General features: G+C 45.3%; 17 protein-coding genes. 10 read left to right on the top strand and 7 right to left on the bottom strand.

Annotated features, from left to right (window positions below; all coding sequences use genetic code 11):
* Positions 1 to 81: 81 nt before the first annotated feature.
* The 4 genes from GM173_RS14585 to GM173_RS14570 form a co-directional block, all read right to left on the bottom strand.
* A complete protein-coding gene (locus GM173_RS14585; protein WP_203572124.1) occupies positions 82 to 936 on the bottom strand; it encodes an NAD(P)H-hydrate dehydratase in 855 nt (284 codons plus the stop codon).
* A complete protein-coding gene (locus GM173_RS14580) occupies positions 936 to 1,676 on the bottom strand; it encodes a flagellar brake protein (protein ID WP_203572123.1) in 741 nt (246 codons plus the stop codon). Before GM173_RS14580 ends, GM173_RS14585 begins: the two co-directional genes overlap by 1 nt.
* A 19-nt stretch (positions 1,677 to 1,695) precedes the next feature.
* Positions 1,696 to 2,325 carry a nucleotidyltransferase family protein gene (locus GM173_RS14575; RefSeq protein ID WP_203572122.1) on the bottom strand — a complete coding sequence of 210 codons (630 nt, stop codon included), beginning with the start codon at positions 2,323 to 2,325 and terminating at the stop codon, positions 1,696 to 1,698.
* A gap of 117 nt (positions 2,326 to 2,442) precedes the next feature.
* On the bottom strand, positions 2,443 to 4,653 hold the full coding sequence (locus GM173_RS14570; RefSeq protein ID WP_308439612.1) for a penicillin-binding protein 1A: 2,211 nt from the start codon (positions 4,651 to 4,653) through the stop codon (positions 2,443 to 2,445).
* 232 nt (positions 4,654 to 4,885) lie between these two features.
* Between GM173_RS14570 and GM173_RS14565 the strand changes: the two genes are divergently transcribed.
* The 7 genes from GM173_RS14565 to aroB all read left to right on the top strand — a co-directional run bounded on the left by GM173_RS14565 (position 4,886) and on the right by aroB (position 11,468).
* Positions 4,886 to 5,959: a pilus assembly protein PilM gene (locus GM173_RS14565; RefSeq protein WP_203572120.1), complete on the top strand. Its 1,074-nt coding sequence runs from the start codon at positions 4,886 to 4,888 to the stop codon at positions 5,957 to 5,959.
* The gene (locus GM173_RS14560; protein ID WP_203572119.1) at positions 5,956 to 6,546 is read left to right on the top strand and encodes a PilN domain-containing protein; all 591 of its coding nucleotides are present in this window, start codon (positions 5,956 to 5,958) and stop codon (positions 6,544 to 6,546) included. Before GM173_RS14565 ends, GM173_RS14560 begins: the two co-directional genes overlap by 4 nt.
* On the top strand, positions 6,543 to 7,172 hold the full coding sequence (locus tag GM173_RS14555) for a type IV pilus inner membrane component PilO (protein WP_203572118.1): 630 nt from the start codon (positions 6,543 to 6,545) through the stop codon (positions 7,170 to 7,172). The genes GM173_RS14560 and GM173_RS14555 overlap by 4 nt, the downstream gene beginning before the upstream one ends.
* 20 nt (positions 7,173 to 7,192) lie before the next feature.
* Positions 7,193 to 7,717 carry a pilus assembly protein PilP gene (locus GM173_RS14550; RefSeq protein WP_308439611.1) on the top strand — a complete coding sequence of 175 codons (525 nt, stop codon included), beginning with the start codon at positions 7,193 to 7,195 and terminating at the stop codon, positions 7,715 to 7,717.
* Positions 7,714 to 9,798 carry a type IV pilus secretin PilQ gene (locus tag GM173_RS14545; protein ID WP_203572117.1) on the top strand — a complete coding sequence of 695 codons (2,085 nt, stop codon included), beginning with the start codon at positions 7,714 to 7,716 and terminating at the stop codon, positions 9,796 to 9,798. Before GM173_RS14550 ends, GM173_RS14545 begins: the two co-directional genes overlap by 4 nt.
* Before the next feature lie 66 nt (positions 9,799 to 9,864).
* Positions 9,865 to 10,380: a shikimate kinase gene (locus tag GM173_RS14540; protein ID WP_239078544.1), complete on the top strand. Its 516-nt coding sequence runs from the start codon at positions 9,865 to 9,867 to the stop codon at positions 10,378 to 10,380.
* Positions 10,377 to 11,468 carry a 3-dehydroquinate synthase gene (aroB, locus tag GM173_RS14535; RefSeq protein ID WP_203572115.1) on the top strand — a complete coding sequence of 364 codons (1,092 nt, stop codon included), beginning with the start codon at positions 10,377 to 10,379 and terminating at the stop codon, positions 11,466 to 11,468. Before GM173_RS14540 ends, aroB begins: the two co-directional genes overlap by 4 nt.
* Here the strand turns inward: aroB and GM173_RS14530 are convergent.
* Positions 11,399 to 12,634, bottom strand: a complete 1,236-nt coding sequence (locus tag GM173_RS14530) for a YihY family inner membrane protein (protein ID WP_203572114.1) — start codon at positions 12,632 to 12,634, stop codon at positions 11,399 to 11,401. The genes aroB and GM173_RS14530 overlap by 70 nt on opposite strands.
* 62 nt (positions 12,635 to 12,696) lie before the next feature.
* Here GM173_RS14530 and wrbA point away from each other — a divergent pair, with 62 nt between their 5' ends.
* Together wrbA and GM173_RS14520 are read left to right on the top strand one after the other, a co-directional pair.
* Positions 12,697 to 13,299, top strand: a complete 603-nt coding sequence (wrbA, locus tag GM173_RS14525; protein ID WP_203572113.1) for an NAD(P)H:quinone oxidoreductase — start codon at positions 12,697 to 12,699, stop codon at positions 13,297 to 13,299.
* Positions 13,296 to 13,682, top strand: a complete 387-nt coding sequence (locus GM173_RS14520) for a DUF2069 domain-containing protein (RefSeq protein WP_239078543.1) — start codon at positions 13,296 to 13,298, stop codon at positions 13,680 to 13,682. Before wrbA ends, GM173_RS14520 begins: the two co-directional genes overlap by 4 nt.
* Before the next feature lie 211 nt (positions 13,683 to 13,893).
* Here the strand turns inward: GM173_RS14520 and GM173_RS14515 are convergent, their stop codons facing one another.
* Positions 13,894 to 15,702 carry a 2-isopropylmalate synthase gene (locus GM173_RS14515; protein ID WP_203572112.1) on the bottom strand — a complete coding sequence of 603 codons (1,809 nt, stop codon included), beginning with the start codon at positions 15,700 to 15,702 and terminating at the stop codon, positions 13,894 to 13,896.
* Between the two features lie 128 nt (positions 15,703 to 15,830).
* Positions 15,831 to 16,619 carry a CDP-diacylglycerol--serine O-phosphatidyltransferase gene (gene pssA, locus GM173_RS14510; RefSeq protein WP_203572111.1) on the bottom strand — a complete coding sequence of 263 codons (789 nt, stop codon included), beginning with the start codon at positions 16,617 to 16,619 and terminating at the stop codon, positions 15,831 to 15,833.
* 117 nt (positions 16,620 to 16,736) lie between these two features.
* Here pssA and asd point away from each other — a divergent pair, with 117 nt between their 5' ends.
* Positions 16,737 to 17,579: an archaetidylserine decarboxylase gene (asd, locus tag GM173_RS14505; RefSeq protein WP_203572110.1), complete on the top strand. Its 843-nt coding sequence runs from the start codon at positions 16,737 to 16,739 to the stop codon at positions 17,577 to 17,579.
* The last annotated feature ends 205 nt before the right edge of the window (positions 17,580 to 17,784 follow it).

The raw sequence follows: 17,784 nt of genomic DNA, 5'->3' as shown, positions 1-17,784 counted from the left end.
GATAGGGCGTTTTTTTAATAATTAGCTTTTTGATTAAAATGCTGTATTGGTTCTAGTTACAGCTGAATACTAAGCGAGAATTTAATCTATCGTTGGCAGGATGAAATTGTTTAAAGCGGACTTGGCTAATTCGATAACTTGACTCGCAGTTAGACCAATTCGATTTGCGTTGTGAGTTCGCCATAAATCAGCGGCTTGTCCATGCAAGAAAACTCCACTACAACTGGCATTAATTAAGCTTAGGCCTTGGGCCCAGAGTGAAAGAATAATTCCGCCGAGTACGTCACCTTGGCCTGCATTACTTAATGCGGAATTACCAGATGTATTTTGATGAATAATATCACCGCTCGCCATAATTAAAGTATTGTGGCCTTTTAGAATAACTCCACACTGATACGTTTTAAATAGCTGTATAACAGCTGATTGTCGATTGGATTGAATGTTCGCGAGTTCGCAATTTAATAGGCGAGCCGCTTCTGCGGGATGTGGAGTAATTATTGTTTCTGCTTGGCGGTGTTTTAATGTGCGCTGTAGTTTAGAGTTGTTTGCAATGATATTTAGTCCATCGGCATCAATAATTAAGGACTTGGATGAATTTAGGGATTCTGAAATGAGGTATTTTGCTTTACGGCTTTGACTTAGTCCTGGGCCAATGAGTAAATGAGTAATCAGATCATTATTAATGAGTCGCTGAGGGCTATTCATCATTAATTCTGGTTGCATAAAATCAACGGCTATTTTCGATTTTAGTAATCCAATGTGTACTCTTCCTGCACCTAAATGAAGCGCCGCGCGTCCCGCGAGCAGTGCCGCGCCTATCATGCCGGGGGCACCACCAATAATGGCAACATTGCCATACATTCCTTTGTGCGTATCCGCTTTGCGAATAAGCATTTTCAAAGCTAACGGTGGTGTTGTAAGAATGTTAACGTTCATTATTCAAGCGCTAAACGTTTGCGTTCAACCTGATTAATATACCTCTGCAAAAGTGTTTGGCCTGTTCCAGATAAATTTAAAAAACGACAGCCACTGCGCAAAGTACGAATTCCATTTTTGAGTAATTGTTCAGTGCTTGTGCAAACTTCAATATCAGAAGTAATTACTCCAATTTGGGGTAATTCAATGCGGCAGTTTTTTAAAATATTACCGACATTCAGGGAGATATCAGGAAAATATCCTAGCAAGCCTAAACCTCCTAAGCTAATGTCTGCAATAGAGATTTCAGCTTGCTCATCCCCTAAAGGTATTAAGCAGGATAGAGGAGTCGATAATGGTACGGAGAGCCGGAAAAAATCACGGCGCTGAAGTCGTAAAATTTGTTGTGGGATGCTAGCTAGGAAGGCTGGCTTATTTTTGTATTCAATTGTGTGAATGGTATTCAAGTCAAATTGATAATGAACACTATTTAGATGAGATACGCAGCAAATAGCTGTTGCTGAGGCGAGTTGTTGATTTAGCGCTAAGTCTGGGCCGTAGTCAAAAATTAAATTGCCAGATTCGCAGCCCAATATTGCACTTAAAACAAAAGTGTGTCGCTGATTATTTACGTAGAGACAGGCTAATTCAGGCTTGCGAGCTAATGTTTTAAGAATGAATTCAATCTCGTCAACATCACGCACTAAATAGGGGCTAGGGTCTTTAAATTGAATGGGGGTGAGAGATTGTCTGGCAGTCATAACTGTGATTCCTGCATTTTTAGTCGGTTGCAATACAATCAATTTGTGTGCTTGATGCAATTAGTTGTTTTAATTGTTCATAGTTGGCTCGGTCGGCTTTCTTATTGGCTTGATGGCGCGCCGTAGTGGGTAGAACCTGCAGATGTACCTGAGTGTTGTCAAACCAAAAAGCGATTGCGGGCGAGTCAGTTTGACGATATTGCGTTCTTTTTTCTTTACAACTATAGGCTATTTGTTGGTTGAGTAAGAAAATCTCAATGACTTTGGGGTCATCAGAGAAAATAAGTAGATTAATGTCCGAGTGTTTGCTCGCGCTTCCTTTGAGTACGGAACCGATGAGAAAAGGTTGAAATTGCTGGAAAAAATCCAGTAAAGCTAATGATTTCTGGCGCAAGTTAAGTAGATCGGCATCATAATTTGGACTAAATAATTGGCGATAGTCTGCAATTGCTGCGTTGATTTCTGCTTCGTTGGGTTGCGCTTCTTTTCTGGATAGCCCTAATTCTAAAGTAGCTTGCAGGCTCGCTATTTTGGGATCGCTTTGCTGGTGATTGCAAATTAACTGTGCCGCACGTTGTGCGATACGTGCTGTGTTTGATTGAGTTGGGGTCGACATTATCGTTCTTCTCATCGTTGCGTGTTGAATCAACCAGTGCTTGTTCTGTCTCAAAGTCGGCTTTGGAACTCAATAGTTTGCAATTTAATTCTGATGTATATGCCTCAAATTATTGTTTAATAAAGATCTGAGGCATATACGTCGTGCAATTTAAAATAACTGTTCTTTAATTTCGTCAATTGGCGCTGACTCAGAGTCCGCACTGCCACTCAGACCCAGTTGTGGGCTGGTTGATTGAAACTCTTGAAAGAAATATTCAGTTAGTGGTCCGCGTTCGGTTTCTGTTGTTTTTGCGATTACCCCGTCTGGTATTTGCCATGGTGATTCTGGCACATTTGCGAGCGCTTTGTTCATAAAGCTCACCCAAATTGGAAGGGCTGCAGCGCCGCCCGTTTCCCTAGCTCCTAAGCTTTTCGGTTGATCAAAACCGATCCAAGTGACTGCAACTAAATTGGGTTGAAAACCTGCAAACCATGCATCAAATGCATCATTAGTTGTTCCGGTTTTGCCTGCTAAATCGTTCCTGCCCAGTGCTTTAGCCTTTGTTGCGGTTCCCATGCGGATGACATCGCCCATCATTGAGGTCATGATGAATGCATTTCTAGCATCGAGCGTTCTTGGCGCATTTTTCCCGGCGATTTCTGGTTGTGTTTTGGCGAGCACTTTGCCGCGGGCGTCTTCAATACGATCAACATAGTAGGATCGAACACGGTAGCCCGTATTGGCAAACACCGAGTAACCCTCTGCCATTTGTAGTGGGGTAACGCTGCCAGCTCCCAGCGCCATCGTTAGATAGGCGGGGTGTTGCTTCGGTTCAAAGCCAAACTTTGCGATATGTTGCTGTGCGTAATCTGCGCCGATTGCTTGTAAAATTCGTACTGATACCAAGTTTTTTGAGAAGGTTAGGGCGCGTCTAACGGAAGTCATTCCTGAAAAACTACCATCATAATTTTTGGGTTCCCAGCGTTGACCGTTCATTTCAATCACTAAAGGTGCATCGTTAATCATCGTTGCTGGTGTTACACCACGCTCTAAGCTGGCAGAGTAAATGAAGGGCTTGAATGTCGAGCCCGGTTGCCGCCATGCTTGGGTCACATGATTGAAACTACTGTTGTTGAAGTCAAACCCCCCAACCAGCGCGCGAATTGCGCCATTGTTTGGATTCATGGCAATAAGCGCACCTTCCACTTTGGGAAGCTGGGTGATAATCCAGCCTTTTTCAGTTGCGGTGACCCGAATAATTGCACCAGGTCGAATGCGAATGGCAGGAGGATTTTTCTCGGATAATGCGTTTCTGGCAAAACGCAAACCCTCACCTTGGATATTGATTTTTTCTCCGCCATGTAAGTAAGCAGTGACTAGGTTGGCGTTGCTGGTTAAAACAATTGCAGGGCGAAGGTCGTCGGCGTCTTTGATGTTGCTTAATGCTTCATCGAGTTGTTCTTCTTGCTGCCCATCAAGTAGAGTTGCATCAATAAATCCTTCTGGTCCATTGTAACCGTGACGGATATCGTAATTTAATATGCCAGTTCTTAGTGCAGAATAAGCATCTTGCTGTGCTTGACTATTGATCGTGGTGTAGACCTTGAACCCTTGAGTATAAGCGGCTTCTTGGTACTTTTTGACCATCATCTGTCTTACCATTTCTGCAACATACTCGGCGTGAACGGGGTATTGTTCGCTGCTACGTTTGTAAGTTAACGTGGCATTCAGTGCTGCTTGGTATTCCGCCTCTGTAATGAAGTTCAATTCCGCCATGCGGCGTAATACATATTTTTGTCTGAGTGTGGCACGCTTAGGATTGACAATCGGATTGTATGCAGAAGGAGCTTTGGGTAAGCCCGCTAGCATTGCGTATTCAGCGATGCTAAGTTCTTTAAGCTCTTTGCCAAAGTAAATTTGCGCAGCAGAAGAAAAACCATACGCGCGTTGCCCAAGATAGATTTGATTGAGATACAGCTCTAGAATTTGATCTTTAGATAAATTGTGCTCAATTTTAAACGACAGAAGGGCTTCATTAAATTTTCGCGTGTAGGTCTTTTCATTAGAAAGATAGAAGTTTTTAGCTACTTGCATTGTAATTGTACTGGCCCCTGATTGAGAGCGGCCTGAGAGCAAATTTCCACCAATTGCACGCAAAACACCAATGTAGTCGATTCCGCCATGCTGGTAAAACCGTTCGTCTTCCGCGGCAAGAAGTGCTTTAATCATCAGCGGAGGAGTTTGGCTAATTGGTGTGAACGCGCGCTTTTCTTCGCCAAATTCGCCGATTAATACATTATCTTCACTGAAGATGCGCAATGGGATTTTGGGTTTGTAGTCTGTCAGCGCATTCAATGCAGGGAGCTTGGGGTAGGTCACTATGACTGCAAGTGCTGCTAGACTAATTGCGATGAAGCTTAAGCCAAATATTGCGATTAGCAGTGAATAAAGTAGTTTTTTTGCCATGTCATCGGAGTTGAATGTTTGATGTTATTGTAATTTACGGGTTTTATTTAGATGTTGCAAAAAAAGAGATTGAGAACTAGCTTACTTTACAGGAGTAAGCGTGGACTGATACGATTTTTTACCAACTAAAATAGGGAATATTGCGTTGAACCTCGATTTTCTAAAACCGAAAGCCCCACCGCTAATCGGTGTGGATATCAGCTCGTCGGCCGTGAAAATGGTGGAGCTGAGTCAAGCAGGGCGCAATTTTAGCCTTGAACGATATGTAATCGAACCGCTTCCTAAGGATGCGGTTACCGACAATAACATTGTCAATTCTGAAGCTGTGGCGCTTGCGATTCGAAACGCTTGGAAACGAATGGGCACGAAGGTCAAAAATGTCGCTGCTGCTTTGCCAGCTTCCGCTGTTATTACTAAAAAGATTCTTGTTCCTGCAGGCATGAATGAGCGTGAATTGGAAAGTCAAGTTGAGACAGAGGCTAACCAATACATTCCATTTTCACTCGATGAAGTGAATTTAGATTTTCAGGTATTAGGATTTGCGGCAAACAATCCAGAAGAAGAAGACGTGCTTATTGCTGCAGCAAAAAAAGATAAAGTAGATGAGCGCGTTGCTGCGATTGAAGAGGCCGGTCTTAAGGCTGTTGTTTTAGATGTTGAGTCCTTTGCTACACAAGCTGCTTTTGAATTAATGCGACCACAATTACCTAATGGTGGTGATAATCAAATTGTTGCGGTAGTTGATATTGGTTCAACAGCAATGCACATGAATATTTTTAAAGATGGTCAGTCGATTTATAGCCGAGATCAAGGTTATGCTGGTAATCAATTGACTCAAGAAATTCAAAGAAAATTTAATATGTCTGCAGAAGAAGCAGAGCAGGCAAAGCGTCAAGGTGGATTGCCTGATAATTACGAGCCCGATGTATTGCAGCCATTTATGGACACTATGGCGCTAGAAATCTCTCGTTCCTTGCAATTTTTCTATACGTCTAGTAATTACAATTCAGTAGATCATATTTTACTCGCTGGTGGTTGCAGTGTAATTCATGGCTTGGATGAAGCCGTTTCCAGTCGTACTCAAGTTGCTAGTACGATGCGTGCGAATCCATTTTTTAGCATGTCTACAGGTAAAGTGAAAGGAAAGCAAATTCAGTTGGATGCGCCATCACTTTTAATTGCTTGTGGATTGGCTATGCGGAGGTTTGACCCAGTATGATCAGAATTAATTTGCTTCCGCATCGTGAGCAAAAAAGAATCGCAAGGCAGCGTCGTTATGTTTCGATGTTAGTTATGTCTTTCCTAGTTGCGGCAGGTGTGGTTTTGGCCGGCTATATGTTTCTTTCTGCCAAAATTGATACGCAGGCCGATCGTAATCAATTCTTAACAGAAGAGAATGCTAAGCTTGATCGTGAAATCGCCGAAATTGATAAATTGAAAGCAGAAAAGCAGGCGCTTTTAGATCGTAAAAAAATTGTTGAGCGTTTGCAGTCTAATCGCACTGAAACTGTTCATTTATTAGATCAATTAACCCGACAAGTGCCTGAAGGTGTTTATTTGAGAGATGTTAAGCAAGCTAATGACCAATTAGTATTGGTTGGCTACGCTCAATCAAATGCGCGAGTGTCAACGTTAATGCGAAATTTGAATGATTCTCCCACTTTTGAGCAACCGTTGCTAATTGAGGCCAAGTCTGCGACAGTGGGTAATCAGCGTCTTTCTGAATTTACTCTCAATGTGAAATTGACCCGTGCCGATGAAACCACTGAATCAACTGCCAGTGCTGTTAAACGAGGTCGAACATGACACTTGATGACTTGAGAAACTTAGATCCTAAAGACGCGGGTAACTGGCCGGTACAAGTTCAAATTGCTTCTTTTGTACTTGTGTTGATCTTAGTTGTTGCGGGAGGCTATTTTTATTTGTGGAGTTCACAAATGGAAGAGCTTGCCGCAGCAAAAGCTACAGAAGAGCAGTTAAAGATTGATTATTTAGACAAGAAAAAGCGTGCAATTAATCTAGCTGAGTATAGGCAGCAGTTACTTGAAATTCAGCAGTCTTTTGGAGCGTTACTAAAACAGTTGCCTAATCGCTCAGAAATGGAGACATTATTAACAGAGATTAATCAGGCTGGCGTTGGTCGGGGTTTATTATTTGAATTGTTCAAGCCTGGTGTTGAAGTTAAGACCGCAGAGTTTGTTGAGGGACCTATCGCGATTAAAGTAACTGGCTCTTATCATGATTTAGCAGCATTTGTTAGTGATATTGCTCAACTCTCTCGGATTGTTATTTTGACCGATGTGAAATTAATCGGAGCCAAAGATCAATTGCTCACAATGGAAGCAACGATTAAAACATATCGAGCGCTGGATGAAGCTGAAAGACAGGCAATCCAACAGGCTGAAGCTGAAGCCCGTAAAAAGAAAAAATAAAGGCCCATCGGAGAATAATTGTGAATAGATGCCTCCTTTACCTGCTACTGCTAACAGGACTTACTGGCTGTTTTGGCGAAGAGCATGGAGATTTAAAAGAGTGGATGGCTGAAGAGTCTAAAGGCTTACGAGGTAAAGTAGAGCCTTTGCCTGAAGCAAAAGTATACGTGGCATTTCCATATAATGCGTTTGAATTGCCAGATCCATTCCGTGCTAGCAAGATGGAGCTAGCAAAAAAAGGAAGTGGTAGCGGTTTAGCTCCCAATACCAACCGCGTTAAAGAAGTCTTAGAAAATTATGATCTTGAGAAGTTGCGTATGGTGGGTACCTTGCAACAAGGAAAAACAGTCCAAGCTTTGGTTCGTGCTCCAGATGGAAATTTATACCGTGTTAAGCAAGGCAGTTACATGGGGCAAAATTTTGGGATGGTAACTCAAGTGTCGGAAACAGAAGTTACTCTTAAAGAAATTGTTGAGGACAGTGGTGGCGATTGGGTTGAGCGCACCACTAGTTTGAGCTTGGATGATGCGGAGCAGAAAAAATGAAAATGAATAAGTTCGTAACTCGTTTAAGCAAAGTTGTAATGTTCCTTTGGGTTCCACTTGCGTTTGCTGTTGATACTTCAAGCATTACGAATATTGAAGTTAGTAACGTTAGTGCAGACAAGCAGGTCGTCAAAGTTACTTTTAATGAGGCTCCGCCGACTCCGACTAGTTTTTCTGTTAATACGCCCCCACGTATTGCTTTTGATTTTGCAAATACAGCTAATCAGACTGGAAAAAATACAATTCAGGTGAATGGCGCTGCTTTACGAACCTTAAATGTTGCCGAAGGTACAGGGCGTACACGTTTGGTGTTTAATTTGCAGAAGTTAGCTGGCTATGAAACAAAGGTGGAAGGCAATTCTTTGTTTATTACGGTGGATGCAGCTTCCGCTGGTTCAGCTAGTACTGCTAGTAGTGCACCAGCACAGAAAAATACTCAATTTGCCGACAGTAAACCGAGCGGAAAACGAGAAGGAATACAAAATATTGATTTTCGCCGTGGCTCCAGTGGTGAAGGGAAAGTCATTATTGATTTGACCAGCCCAAATGTTGGAATTGATATTCGCCAACAAGGTAAAAATTTGGTTGTTGAATTTCCCAAATCGGCGTTGCCAAAAAATTTAGAGCGCCGACTCGATGTAACAGATTTTGGAACGCCAATTCAAAAAGTAGAAACTTTTGCTCAAGGCGACTCCGTGAAGATGATGATTGAGCCTCAAGGAAATTGGGAATACTCAGCCTATCAAACAGAGAATCGTTTTGTTGTTGAGGTGCGTGATGCGTCACAAAGCAAAGATAAGCTTGCTTCTAAAGCTAATTTTAAAGGTGAAAAGCTGTCTTTGAATTTTCAAAATGTTGAAGTGAGAACGGTTCTTCAGGTTATCGCTGAATTTACTGGTATGAATATTATTACTAGTGATTCTGTCGGTGGTGCTTTGACATTGCGTTTGAAAGACGTGCCTTGGGATCAAGCATTAGATATCATTTTGCAAGCTAAGGGTTTGGATCAGCGCAAAACTGGAAATGTAATGTGGATCGCGCCGCGAGATGAATTGGCCGCGAAAGAAAAGGCGGAACTCGAAAGCCGCAAGCAAATTTCAGAGTTGGAGCCCACTCGAACAGAGTTCTTTCAATTGAAGTATCACAAGGCAGATGCGTTGAAAACAATCTTAAGTGATGAGAAACAGCGTATTTTGTCTCCGCGTGGTTCGGCTGTAATTGATCCGCGTACAAATCAAGTGGTTGTGCAAGATATACCTGCAAAATTAGAGCAAATTCGTGAGCTATTGGCCAAAATTGATGTGCCAGTCCGTCAGGTAATGATTGAGTCACGGATTGTTGAAGCGGAGGATGGGTTCCAGCGTAACTTAGGTGTTAAGTTGCACGGCCTAGCATGGCGTGGTGATGTCACCCTTGGTGGCGGCACTACCACTAAAACAGTTGGAACACCTCCCAATGACGGTCCAGTTCCTGCGATTGCTGGCAATATCCCTCAGGTAAGTCTGCCTGCAGCTGGTATCGGAGGCTTTAGTCCTGCATCCATTGCAATGTTAATTGCTGGGTCGGATGGCATTTTAGGTCTTGAATTAAATGCACTTGAGCAAGACGGCAAATTAAAGATCGTTTCAAGCCCACGCTTGATTACTGCTGATCAAGTTGAGGCGGTGATAGAAGATGGTCAAGAAATCCCTTACACTGAATCCGCTCAAAATGGCGCTAGTACTGTGGCATTTAAAAAGGCAACACTTTCATTACGTGTTACACCACAAATTACACCTGACGGTAGTGTATTTATGGATGTGCAAGTTAATAAAGATAGCCGGGGTGAAAATACCATCAGTGGTCCTGCAATTAATACCAAACAAATCCGAACTAAAGTGTTGGTTGAAAGTGGTGGTACCGTTGTTATCGGTGGTATTTATATTGAAGATAACAGCAATACCGTGACGCAAGTTCCATTGTTGGGTGATATCCCTATGGTCGGTAATTTGTTTAAAAATAGGGCTGTTAATAAAGTACGCCGTGAGCTCTTAATTTTCTTGACGCCTCGTGTTCTGGAGTCTGATTTGACTCTGCGTTAATTGGCAGATAGTCCCTTTGCTAACTCGCTAAGAGTTGGATATTCAAGTAAAATGCCTGGCATGAAAATGCCAGGCAATTTTTATTTGGTCGGTCTCATGGGGGCTGGCAAAACCACCGTTGGGCGCGCCTTAGCGCGTGCAACCCAAAAAACCTTTTATGATTCAGATCATGACATTGAGGCGCGGACTGGCGCCAAGATCCCAGTGATTTTTGAAATTGAAGGTGAGAGTGGGTTTCGGGAACGTGAAGCGGAGTCCATTGCGGCTTTGACGCAATTGCAAGGTATCGTGCTTGGTACCGGCGGTGGCGTCGTACTTAATCCCAATAATCGTAAGCTGCTACGACGCAATGGTTATGTGATTTATCTTCGAGCAAGTCCAGAAGAGCTCTATGCGCGGACTTGCCATGATAAAAATCGACCTTTATTGCAAACAGCCGACCCTTTGGCCAAGCTCAAAGAGCTCTATCAAATTCGTGACCCGTTATACCGTGAGGTTGCTGATCTTGTGATTGATACCAGCCAGCAGACTGTTAACTCACTTTTGCAATTACTTTTAAAAGAATTGGAGCGCCAGTTATGAGCCGAATCGTCAACGTTGATATTGACCACGCCCCGTATTCTATTTTAATTGGTCAAGATTTACTCAGCTCTGTTGAAAGCATTTTGCCGCTTCTAGCACAAAAGCGTGTTGCAATCGTGACGAATGAAACTATAGCGCCGCTTTATTTAAATGGCCTAGTTGCTTTATTAGCGCAAGCTGGTGTGCAAAGCCAAGCAATTGTATTGCCCGATGGTGAGCAATATAAAACTTGGGATAGCCTAAATATGATTTTTGGTGCGTTGCTGACAGAGCGTGCAGAAAGAAAAACTACGCTCATTGCGCTTGGTGGCGGTGTTATTGGCGATATGACGGGTTTTGCCGCAGCGATTTATCAACGCGGTGTGCCATTTATTCAAATTCCAACTACTTTGCTAGCTCAGGTTGATTCTTCGGTTGGTGGCAAAACAGCGATTAATCATCCTTTGGGCAAAAATATGATTGGGGCGTTTTACCAGCCTAAATTGGTTTTGGCTGATTTGACTACACTCGATACGCTGCCGCAGCGTGAGTTTTCAGCCGGTATGGCTGAAGTGATCAAGTATGGCTTAATTGATGATGTCGAGTTCTTGACCTGGCTTGAACAGAATATCGTCGGTTTGATGAACCGTGATAAAGAATTAATCGCGTATGCTGTTGAACGTTGTTGCCAAAATAAGGCGCGGATTGTTGCTGCGGACGAAAAAGAAACTGGGCAGCGTGCGCTGTTAAATCTGGGGCATACCTTTGGACACGCCATTGAGGCCGGCTTAGGCTATGGTACGTGGCTGCATGGAGAAGCGGTCGCTGCTGGAATGGTGTTGGCAGCTTACGCTTCCCGTGCTTTAGGGCATTTAGATGATGCAGATATTGCCCGCGTAATTAGCTTGATTGAGCGAGCTGGCTTACCTGTGGTCGCGCCCGCTTTGGGTCTTGAGCGCTATAAAGCATTAATGGCGCAAGATAAGAAAGTGGATGCGGGGCGCATCAAATTTATTCTCTTGCGCGCTTTAGGCGATGCTTATATCGGCGAGCTACCTGAAGTTGCTATTGATGCAGCATTGATTTCAGGCTGCGCAGCAGCCAAATAATCAGCAAGACTTAAATTTAAACTTGAGCGGGCGGCTTCTAAGCGAGATTCTAGCCCGCTATCTACATCACTATTGAGTGGACTTACCACCAACTCAAAGACGGTTAGCAAGCTAATACGCTCAGCAGCACAAGCTAAAATCCATTCCCCATCACGCGTTGACTCGACCCATTGCTTGGTAGTCATTTGCTCCAGAATTTCTTGGGTGACATCGACTCCTAATTCAACTTTGCGACGCAACTGATTGATATGCATCAGTTGCCCGTTTTGATGCGCGGCAGCTAAAGCAGCTAAGATGCGTACCGCTTGTTCAAAACGAGTTCCGTGATGATTATCCCAGCGCCAACCGTTGCCATACCAATAAGAGAGTGTGGCCGATAGCACTGCGCCGCCTAAAATCAGTACCCAGCATAAATAGAGCCAGATTAAGAAAATCGGGAAACTTGCAAACGTACCGTAAACCAAGTTGTAGGTGGTAAATTGCTTAATATACAAGCCGAATAAAATTTTCATCAATTCCAAACCGCCACTGACAATCAGCGCAGATGTGAGGGCATGAGAGCGTGGTACAAAACAATTTGGCAGAGTTAGATACAGCAGGCTCAAGGTCACGAACATCAGCAACCAAGATGATATCTTCAACAGTGGAAAATTTAGCCCGCTTAAGCCTGCATTTTGTGAGAGCCAGCTCGTGACCGATAGACTAAGACCTATCAATATTGGGGCCAGTGTGATAGTTGCCCAGTACGTTAATGTTCGAGACAGTAGTTTTCTTGGCCGCTTGACGCGCCAAATGGTATTAAATGTTTTTTCGATGGTGAACATCATCAGCAATGCCGTTGCGAGCAAGCCGACCATACCCATCGTTGTGAGGCTATCCGCGTTATCGGCAAATTGGCGCATATAGACACCAATCACTTTGCCAGAGGCCTCGGGAACCAGATTGTTCAGGATAAACCCGCGAAAGCGGTTCACATTGATACCAAACATCGGAAATGCCGAAATCAAGGTGAGTGCAATCGTAAAGAGTGGCACCACCGCCAGCAAGGTCGTAAATGTAAGGCTACCTGCGGTTTCTAGGCATCGATCATTAATCAGGCGGCGACCAACAAAGCGGGAAAAACCACTCACTCGAGCGATGAGTGGAAAAGTGCTGGCAAGATTCATGGTGAGTCACGGTAACATGCGAATCCCATTATAATAGCGCATCCAGAAAGCGGGCTCGCATAATGACTGAAATTCTTGTTTTGTATTACTCAACTCACGGCGCGACGCGGCAAATGGCGCAGTTAATCGCCCGCGGTGTCGAGTCGGTTGCTGATTGTTCAGCGCGACTGCGTACCGTGCCGCGCATTTCTACTGTATGTGAAAGCGTGGAATCGGATGTGCCGGCTGCGGGCGCGCCGTATGTGACGTTGGCAGATCTATTGGAGTGCGATGGCTTGGTATTGGGAAGTCCAACCCGTTTTGGCAATATGGCCGCGCCAATGAAATATTTTTGGGATTCAACGATTGCCGATTGGCTCAAGGGCACTTTAATTGGCAAGCCAGCTTCAGTGTTTACTAGCTCGGGGACTTTGCATGGCGGTAATGAGTCAACATTACTCACGATGATGTTGCCCTTATTGCATCACGGCATGGTGATCGTCGGTACTCCGTATTCAGAAACCGCCTTATTATCGACCACTACGGGGGGGACGCCATATGGCGCAAGCCACTGGGCGGGAACTGAGTCGAATCAACCGATTTCTGAAGCTGAACGTCAGTTGTGCTTAGCTCAAGGTCGCCGTATTGCTGAAATAGCGCTCAAACTGAAAGGGGAGACAAAATGAAGCTAAGTCCACAGAGTTTACCTGTGCTGCAAAAAATGACCGTGTCTGCTGTGGTGGCGATGATCTTTTTAGTTCTGGCTTGGGAGTTGTGGTTAGCACCTATGGGGGGGAAGCCATCTTGGGTGGTGTTAAAAGCTTTTGTATTAATGTTGCCACTACGCGGTTTATTGTATGGTCGCCGCTATACCTATCAGTGGTACACGATGTTTGTACTGCTATTTTTTATGGAAGGCGTAATGCGGGCGTGGAGTGATAAAGGCGTTTCGCAATTGCTGGCAGGAGTCCAAGTCGCGTTGACGGTGATTAGCTTTGTGTCCGCGACACTGTATGCAAAATACTCACGACCTAGTTTATTGCAACAAGTTAATTCAAGTAATGGCTAGGGTATTGCTCTGTGAGTAATAACTTCAAATGTTTTTGTAGATATACCTACGAACAAAGCCCCGCAGGATATGCGGGGCTTTGTAATTTTACGCTCGGTTTCTAGTTTTTCTCGCTTGGGTTCACGAGCTACTTGGCTTGAGTACTATCGCTGGTGGCAACAGCCTCACGAGTTAACAGGGTGGTGTCGACTCGCTCCGTAATCGCAAAGCTTTAAACCGGTTGCGGATGCACGCGGCTGATATTGTTGTGAATTTTGTTGAGCGCGGAAATGTAAGCCTTCGCACTGGCTACGATAATGTCGGTGTCCGCGCCTTGACCGTTAACGATTTTAGCGTCCTTCATCAAACGAACCGTCACTTCACCTTGGCTGTCCGTACCTGATGTAATTGCATTGACTGAATATAATTGCAGCTCAGCGCCGCTATTGAACAGCGACTCAATCGCTTTGAACGTCGCGTCAACGGTACCATCGCCCAGTGCGGTTGCGCGGCGCTCAGTGCCTGCTTCGCTGACCACTAAATCGGCACTTGGTGTTTCGCCCGTTTCAGAAATCACTTTCAGTGAAATCAGCTTGATGTGCTCTTGCTCGATGGTGATCAATTCATCGGACACCAAGGCATGCAAATCTTCATCAAAGATTTCACGCTTTTTGTCAGCCAGTGTTTTGAAGCGTGCAAACGCGGCGTTTAATGCTTCTTCGGATTGCAATTCAATACCAAGTTCAAGCAATTTGGTCTTAAAGGCGTTGCGGCCTGACAATTTGCCCAAACTCAAGCGATTGGTGCTCCAGCCTACTGATTCGGCACTCATAATTTCGTAGGTTTCACGGTGTTTCAACACGCCGTCTTGGTGGATGCCCGATTCATGTGCAAACGCATTCGCGCCGACAATTGCTTTATTCGGTTGTACTGGATAACCGGTAATCGTTGACACAAGTTTGCTGGTTGGGACGATCTGTGTTGCGTCGACACCGCATTCAACGCCAAAAATATCACGACGAGTACGGGTGGCCATCACAATTTCTTCCATTGCCGCATTGCCTGCGCGCTCGCCGAGGCCATTAATCGTGCACTCCACTTGGCGTGCACCACCCAAAACTGCCGCCAATGAATTGGCTACCGCCATGCCCAAATCATTGTGGCAATGCGCGGACCAAACGACCTTGTCGCCACCTGGAGTTTTGGCGATCAATTCGCGGAAAAATGCTTCGGTGCGTTGCGGTACGGCGTAGCCAACGGTATCCGGCACGTTCAAGGTGGTCGCTCCCGCTGCAATCACCGCGCCAAAAATGCGCGCCAGAAAATCAATATCACTGCGTAGTGCATCCTCGGCTGAGAATTCGATGTCTTTGGTGTATTCGCCTGCGATTTTTACTGCTTTGACGGCCGCTTCAACCACTTGATCCGGCGTCATACGCAATTTGTGTTCCATGTGGATTGGGCTAGTCGCGATAAAAGTGTGAATCCGGCCGCGTTTGGCGTCTTTGATTGCTTCACCAGCAGCGCGCACGTCACGTTCGTTCGCGCGTGCCAAAGAACAGACGGTACTGTTTTCGATAATGCCGGCGATAGTCTTGATCGCATCGGCGTCGCCCGGGCTGGCAGCAGCAAAACCAGCCTCAATCACGTCAACCCCCAAGCGCTCCAATTGGCGGGCAATCCGAATTTTTTCTTCTTTGGTCATCGACGCACCGGGCGATTGTTCGCCGTCGCGCAATGTTGTATCAAAAATAACCAAACGATTGTTGTGATTATTGGTGCTGCTCATGGTGCTCTCCTGAATGTGAGTCGCTGCGGATTGCGCATCGCTCATATAGTTTTGGATATTAAAGCTACGGCCTTGGCTTGTGGCCAATTTGGCCAGTTTGTCCACTTGGGTGAGTGGCAAACTGCCGCGTTCACGCCATTTATAAATCGCAGCTCGGGAGACTGGGTCAGCTGGAAATGCAGCATTAAGCTGATCCGCCAGCGTACTTGGGCCACCAAAATCAGCGATTAGACGGTCAATGTCTAATGACACAGTATTCCCCTTCGCATTAATGAGTTCAGATTAAATATTATTAGACTTGATGTCAAATATTTTGATAAAAAAATAGCGCCAGTGAGAAATTTGGCGCTATTTTATGTGTTTAATTAATAAGTATTGGACTAAATGTCTAATTTTGGACTGGTAACCGGACGTTTGATGATCTTCCAAAGCCAGTACAGATAGCCGGACGCAGCATAGCAAATGAAAAAGCTAAATAGCACCAGTGCAGGTCGCGATGCGCCGATCAGCAAAACTAGGGTCGCAATCAATAGCGTTACAAAGGGAACGGTCTTGCGCATGTGTAGTTCTTTGAAACTCCAAAAAGGGACGTTTGATACCATTGTTAGCCCAGCAAACAGCGTAAAAAACATCGCGGCATAGGGGAGTAATTCAGCCAGCGGTGCCAGATCTTCGTGGTATTCGATGTTAATCCATACCAAGCCGGCGACCAGCGCCGCAGCGGCGGGGCTGGGCAGTCCTTGAAAGAAACGTTTATCGACCGTTTCAATATTGGTGTTAAAGCGCGCTAAACGTAGCGCAGCGCCAGCGCAATAAATAAACGCCACCGCCCAGCCGAGCTTGCCAAAGCCCGATAAACCCCAAGAGTACATCACCAGCGCGGGCGCAACGCCAAATGAAACCATATCGGACAAGCTATCAAATTGCGCGCCAAATTCAGATTGGGTGTGCGTCATACGGGCAACACGACCATCGAGGCCGTCTAATATCATCGCGGCAAAAATCGCTAAAGCGGCGTGTTCAAATTTACCGTTCATCGCCTGCACAATGGCATAAAAGCCGGAAAACAGCGCGGCCAGCGTGAATAAATTGGGGAGCAGATAAATGCTTTGGCGGCGCAAGGTCTGTGCGCGGTTCAGTGATGGTTTCGTGTACGGCGATTGCGGCATGAAAACCTCTTTAATTCAGGCGTATGAGGCAACATTGTAACTGAGGCATCGTCGCATCGGTAGCGCAGCGCCGGATACGCTATAATTCGCGCTCTTTTTAGATATTGGGGACTTGCGTTGTCCGATCGCCTTTTTGTGATGTTGCAGTATGTCATTCCAAAGTTGCTGTTGACGCAACTAATGGGTTTTTTGGCCGGTTTACGCGCAGGCAAGCTGACGACCGCAGTGATTCGAGGTTTTGTCGCTAAGTATCAAGTGAATATGGCAGAAGCCGCTAATCCAGATATTGCCGCTTATCCCACGTTTAATGAATTTTTTACGCGCCCGCTGAAAGACGGCGCTCGGCCAATCGCGAATGCCGAATTGATTTGTACTGTGGATGGTGCGATTAGCCAGTTTGGGCCGATTGAAAAAGACCAAATTTATCAAGCCAAAGGCAAATATTTCACCACTAAAGCCTTGCTCGGTGGCGATGCCGCGCTGGCGAAAAAGTTTGAAAATGGACTATTTGCAACGATTTATCTGAGCCCGAAAGACTATCACCGCATTCACATGCCATGCCGTGGCCGCTTGCTGGAAATGACCTATGTGCCGGGTGAGTTGTTTTCAGTGAATCCTGCTACTGCGCGCGGCGTTGATGCACTATTCGCACTCAATGAGCGCGTGGTGTGCGTGTTTGAGAACGATAAAGGTCAGCCCTTCGTGCAAGTGCTGGTCGGCGCGACGATTGTCGGCAGCATGGCCACCACATGGCACGGTGTTGTTAATCCTCCACGCAGTAAGTCGGTGTGGACCAAAGATTATCGCGATCAACAAATTATCTTGGAGCAGGGCGCCGAAATGGGCCGCTTTTTACTCGGCTCAACCGTGGTGCTGCTGTTTCCTGAGGGTGATTTGGAATTTAATGCCGATTGGAAAGCGGGGCGTGGCGTGCGGTTGGGTGAAGTGATGGCGGATTGATGTTGGGGTATGTCGATGTGATCAATTTTAAATGAAGCGTGGATTGATATACCCCGATATTTTGGTGGGGGTTGTAGGGTGTGCAAATCCCGCAGGGATTTGCACACCGAGTGCGATGAAATGAATATCGAGATAATCAATCAGCACCGAATCCGCGTGCGCAAATTAAAATGTGCGCACCATCTGAAGCCTCAAGCCAAAAACG

This window comes from Deefgea chitinilytica, from assembly GCF_016881405.1.
Lineage (GTDB): Bacteria > Pseudomonadota > Gammaproteobacteria > Burkholderiales > Chitinibacteraceae > Deefgea > Deefgea chitinilytica.
Note: the sequence above shows the minus strand (reverse complement) of the source record. Positions and strands in the feature narration are given on the sequence as shown.

What these genes read in the sequence shown, in the direction of transcription:
- GM173_RS14585 (WP_203572124.1), bottom strand. Translation starts at nt 936, where the DNA reads ATGAACGTTAACATTCTTACAACACCACCGTTAGCTTTGAAAATGCTT.
- GM173_RS14580 (WP_203572123.1), bottom strand. Translation starts at nt 1,676, where the DNA reads ATGACTGCCAGACAATCTCTCACCCCCATTCAATTTAAAGACCCTAGC.
- GM173_RS14560 (WP_203572119.1), top strand. Translation starts at nt 5,956, where the DNA reads ATGATCAGAATTAATTTGCTTCCGCATCGTGAGCAAAAAAGAATCGCA.
- GM173_RS14555 (WP_203572118.1), top strand. Translation starts at nt 6,543, where the DNA reads ATGACACTTGATGACTTGAGAAACTTAGATCCTAAAGACGCGGGTAAC.
- GM173_RS14545 (WP_203572117.1), top strand. Translation starts at nt 7,714, where the DNA reads ATGAAAATGAATAAGTTCGTAACTCGTTTAAGCAAAGTTGTAATGTTC.
- GM173_RS14540 (WP_239078544.1), top strand. Translation starts at nt 9,865, where the DNA reads ATGCCAGGCAATTTTTATTTGGTCGGTCTCATGGGGGCTGGCAAAACC.
- aroB (WP_203572115.1), top strand. Translation starts at nt 10,377, where the DNA reads ATGAGCCGAATCGTCAACGTTGATATTGACCACGCCCCGTATTCTATT.
- GM173_RS14530 (WP_203572114.1), bottom strand. Translation starts at nt 12,634, where the DNA reads ATGAATCTTGCCAGCACTTTTCCACTCATCGCTCGAGTGAGTGGTTTT.
- wrbA (WP_203572113.1), top strand. Translation starts at nt 12,697, where the DNA reads ATGACTGAAATTCTTGTTTTGTATTACTCAACTCACGGCGCGACGCGG.
- GM173_RS14520 (WP_239078543.1), top strand. Translation starts at nt 13,296, where the DNA reads ATGAAGCTAAGTCCACAGAGTTTACCTGTGCTGCAAAAAATGACCGTG.
- pssA (WP_203572111.1), bottom strand. Translation starts at nt 16,619, where the DNA reads ATGCCGCAATCGCCGTACACGAAACCATCACTGAACCGCGCACAGACC.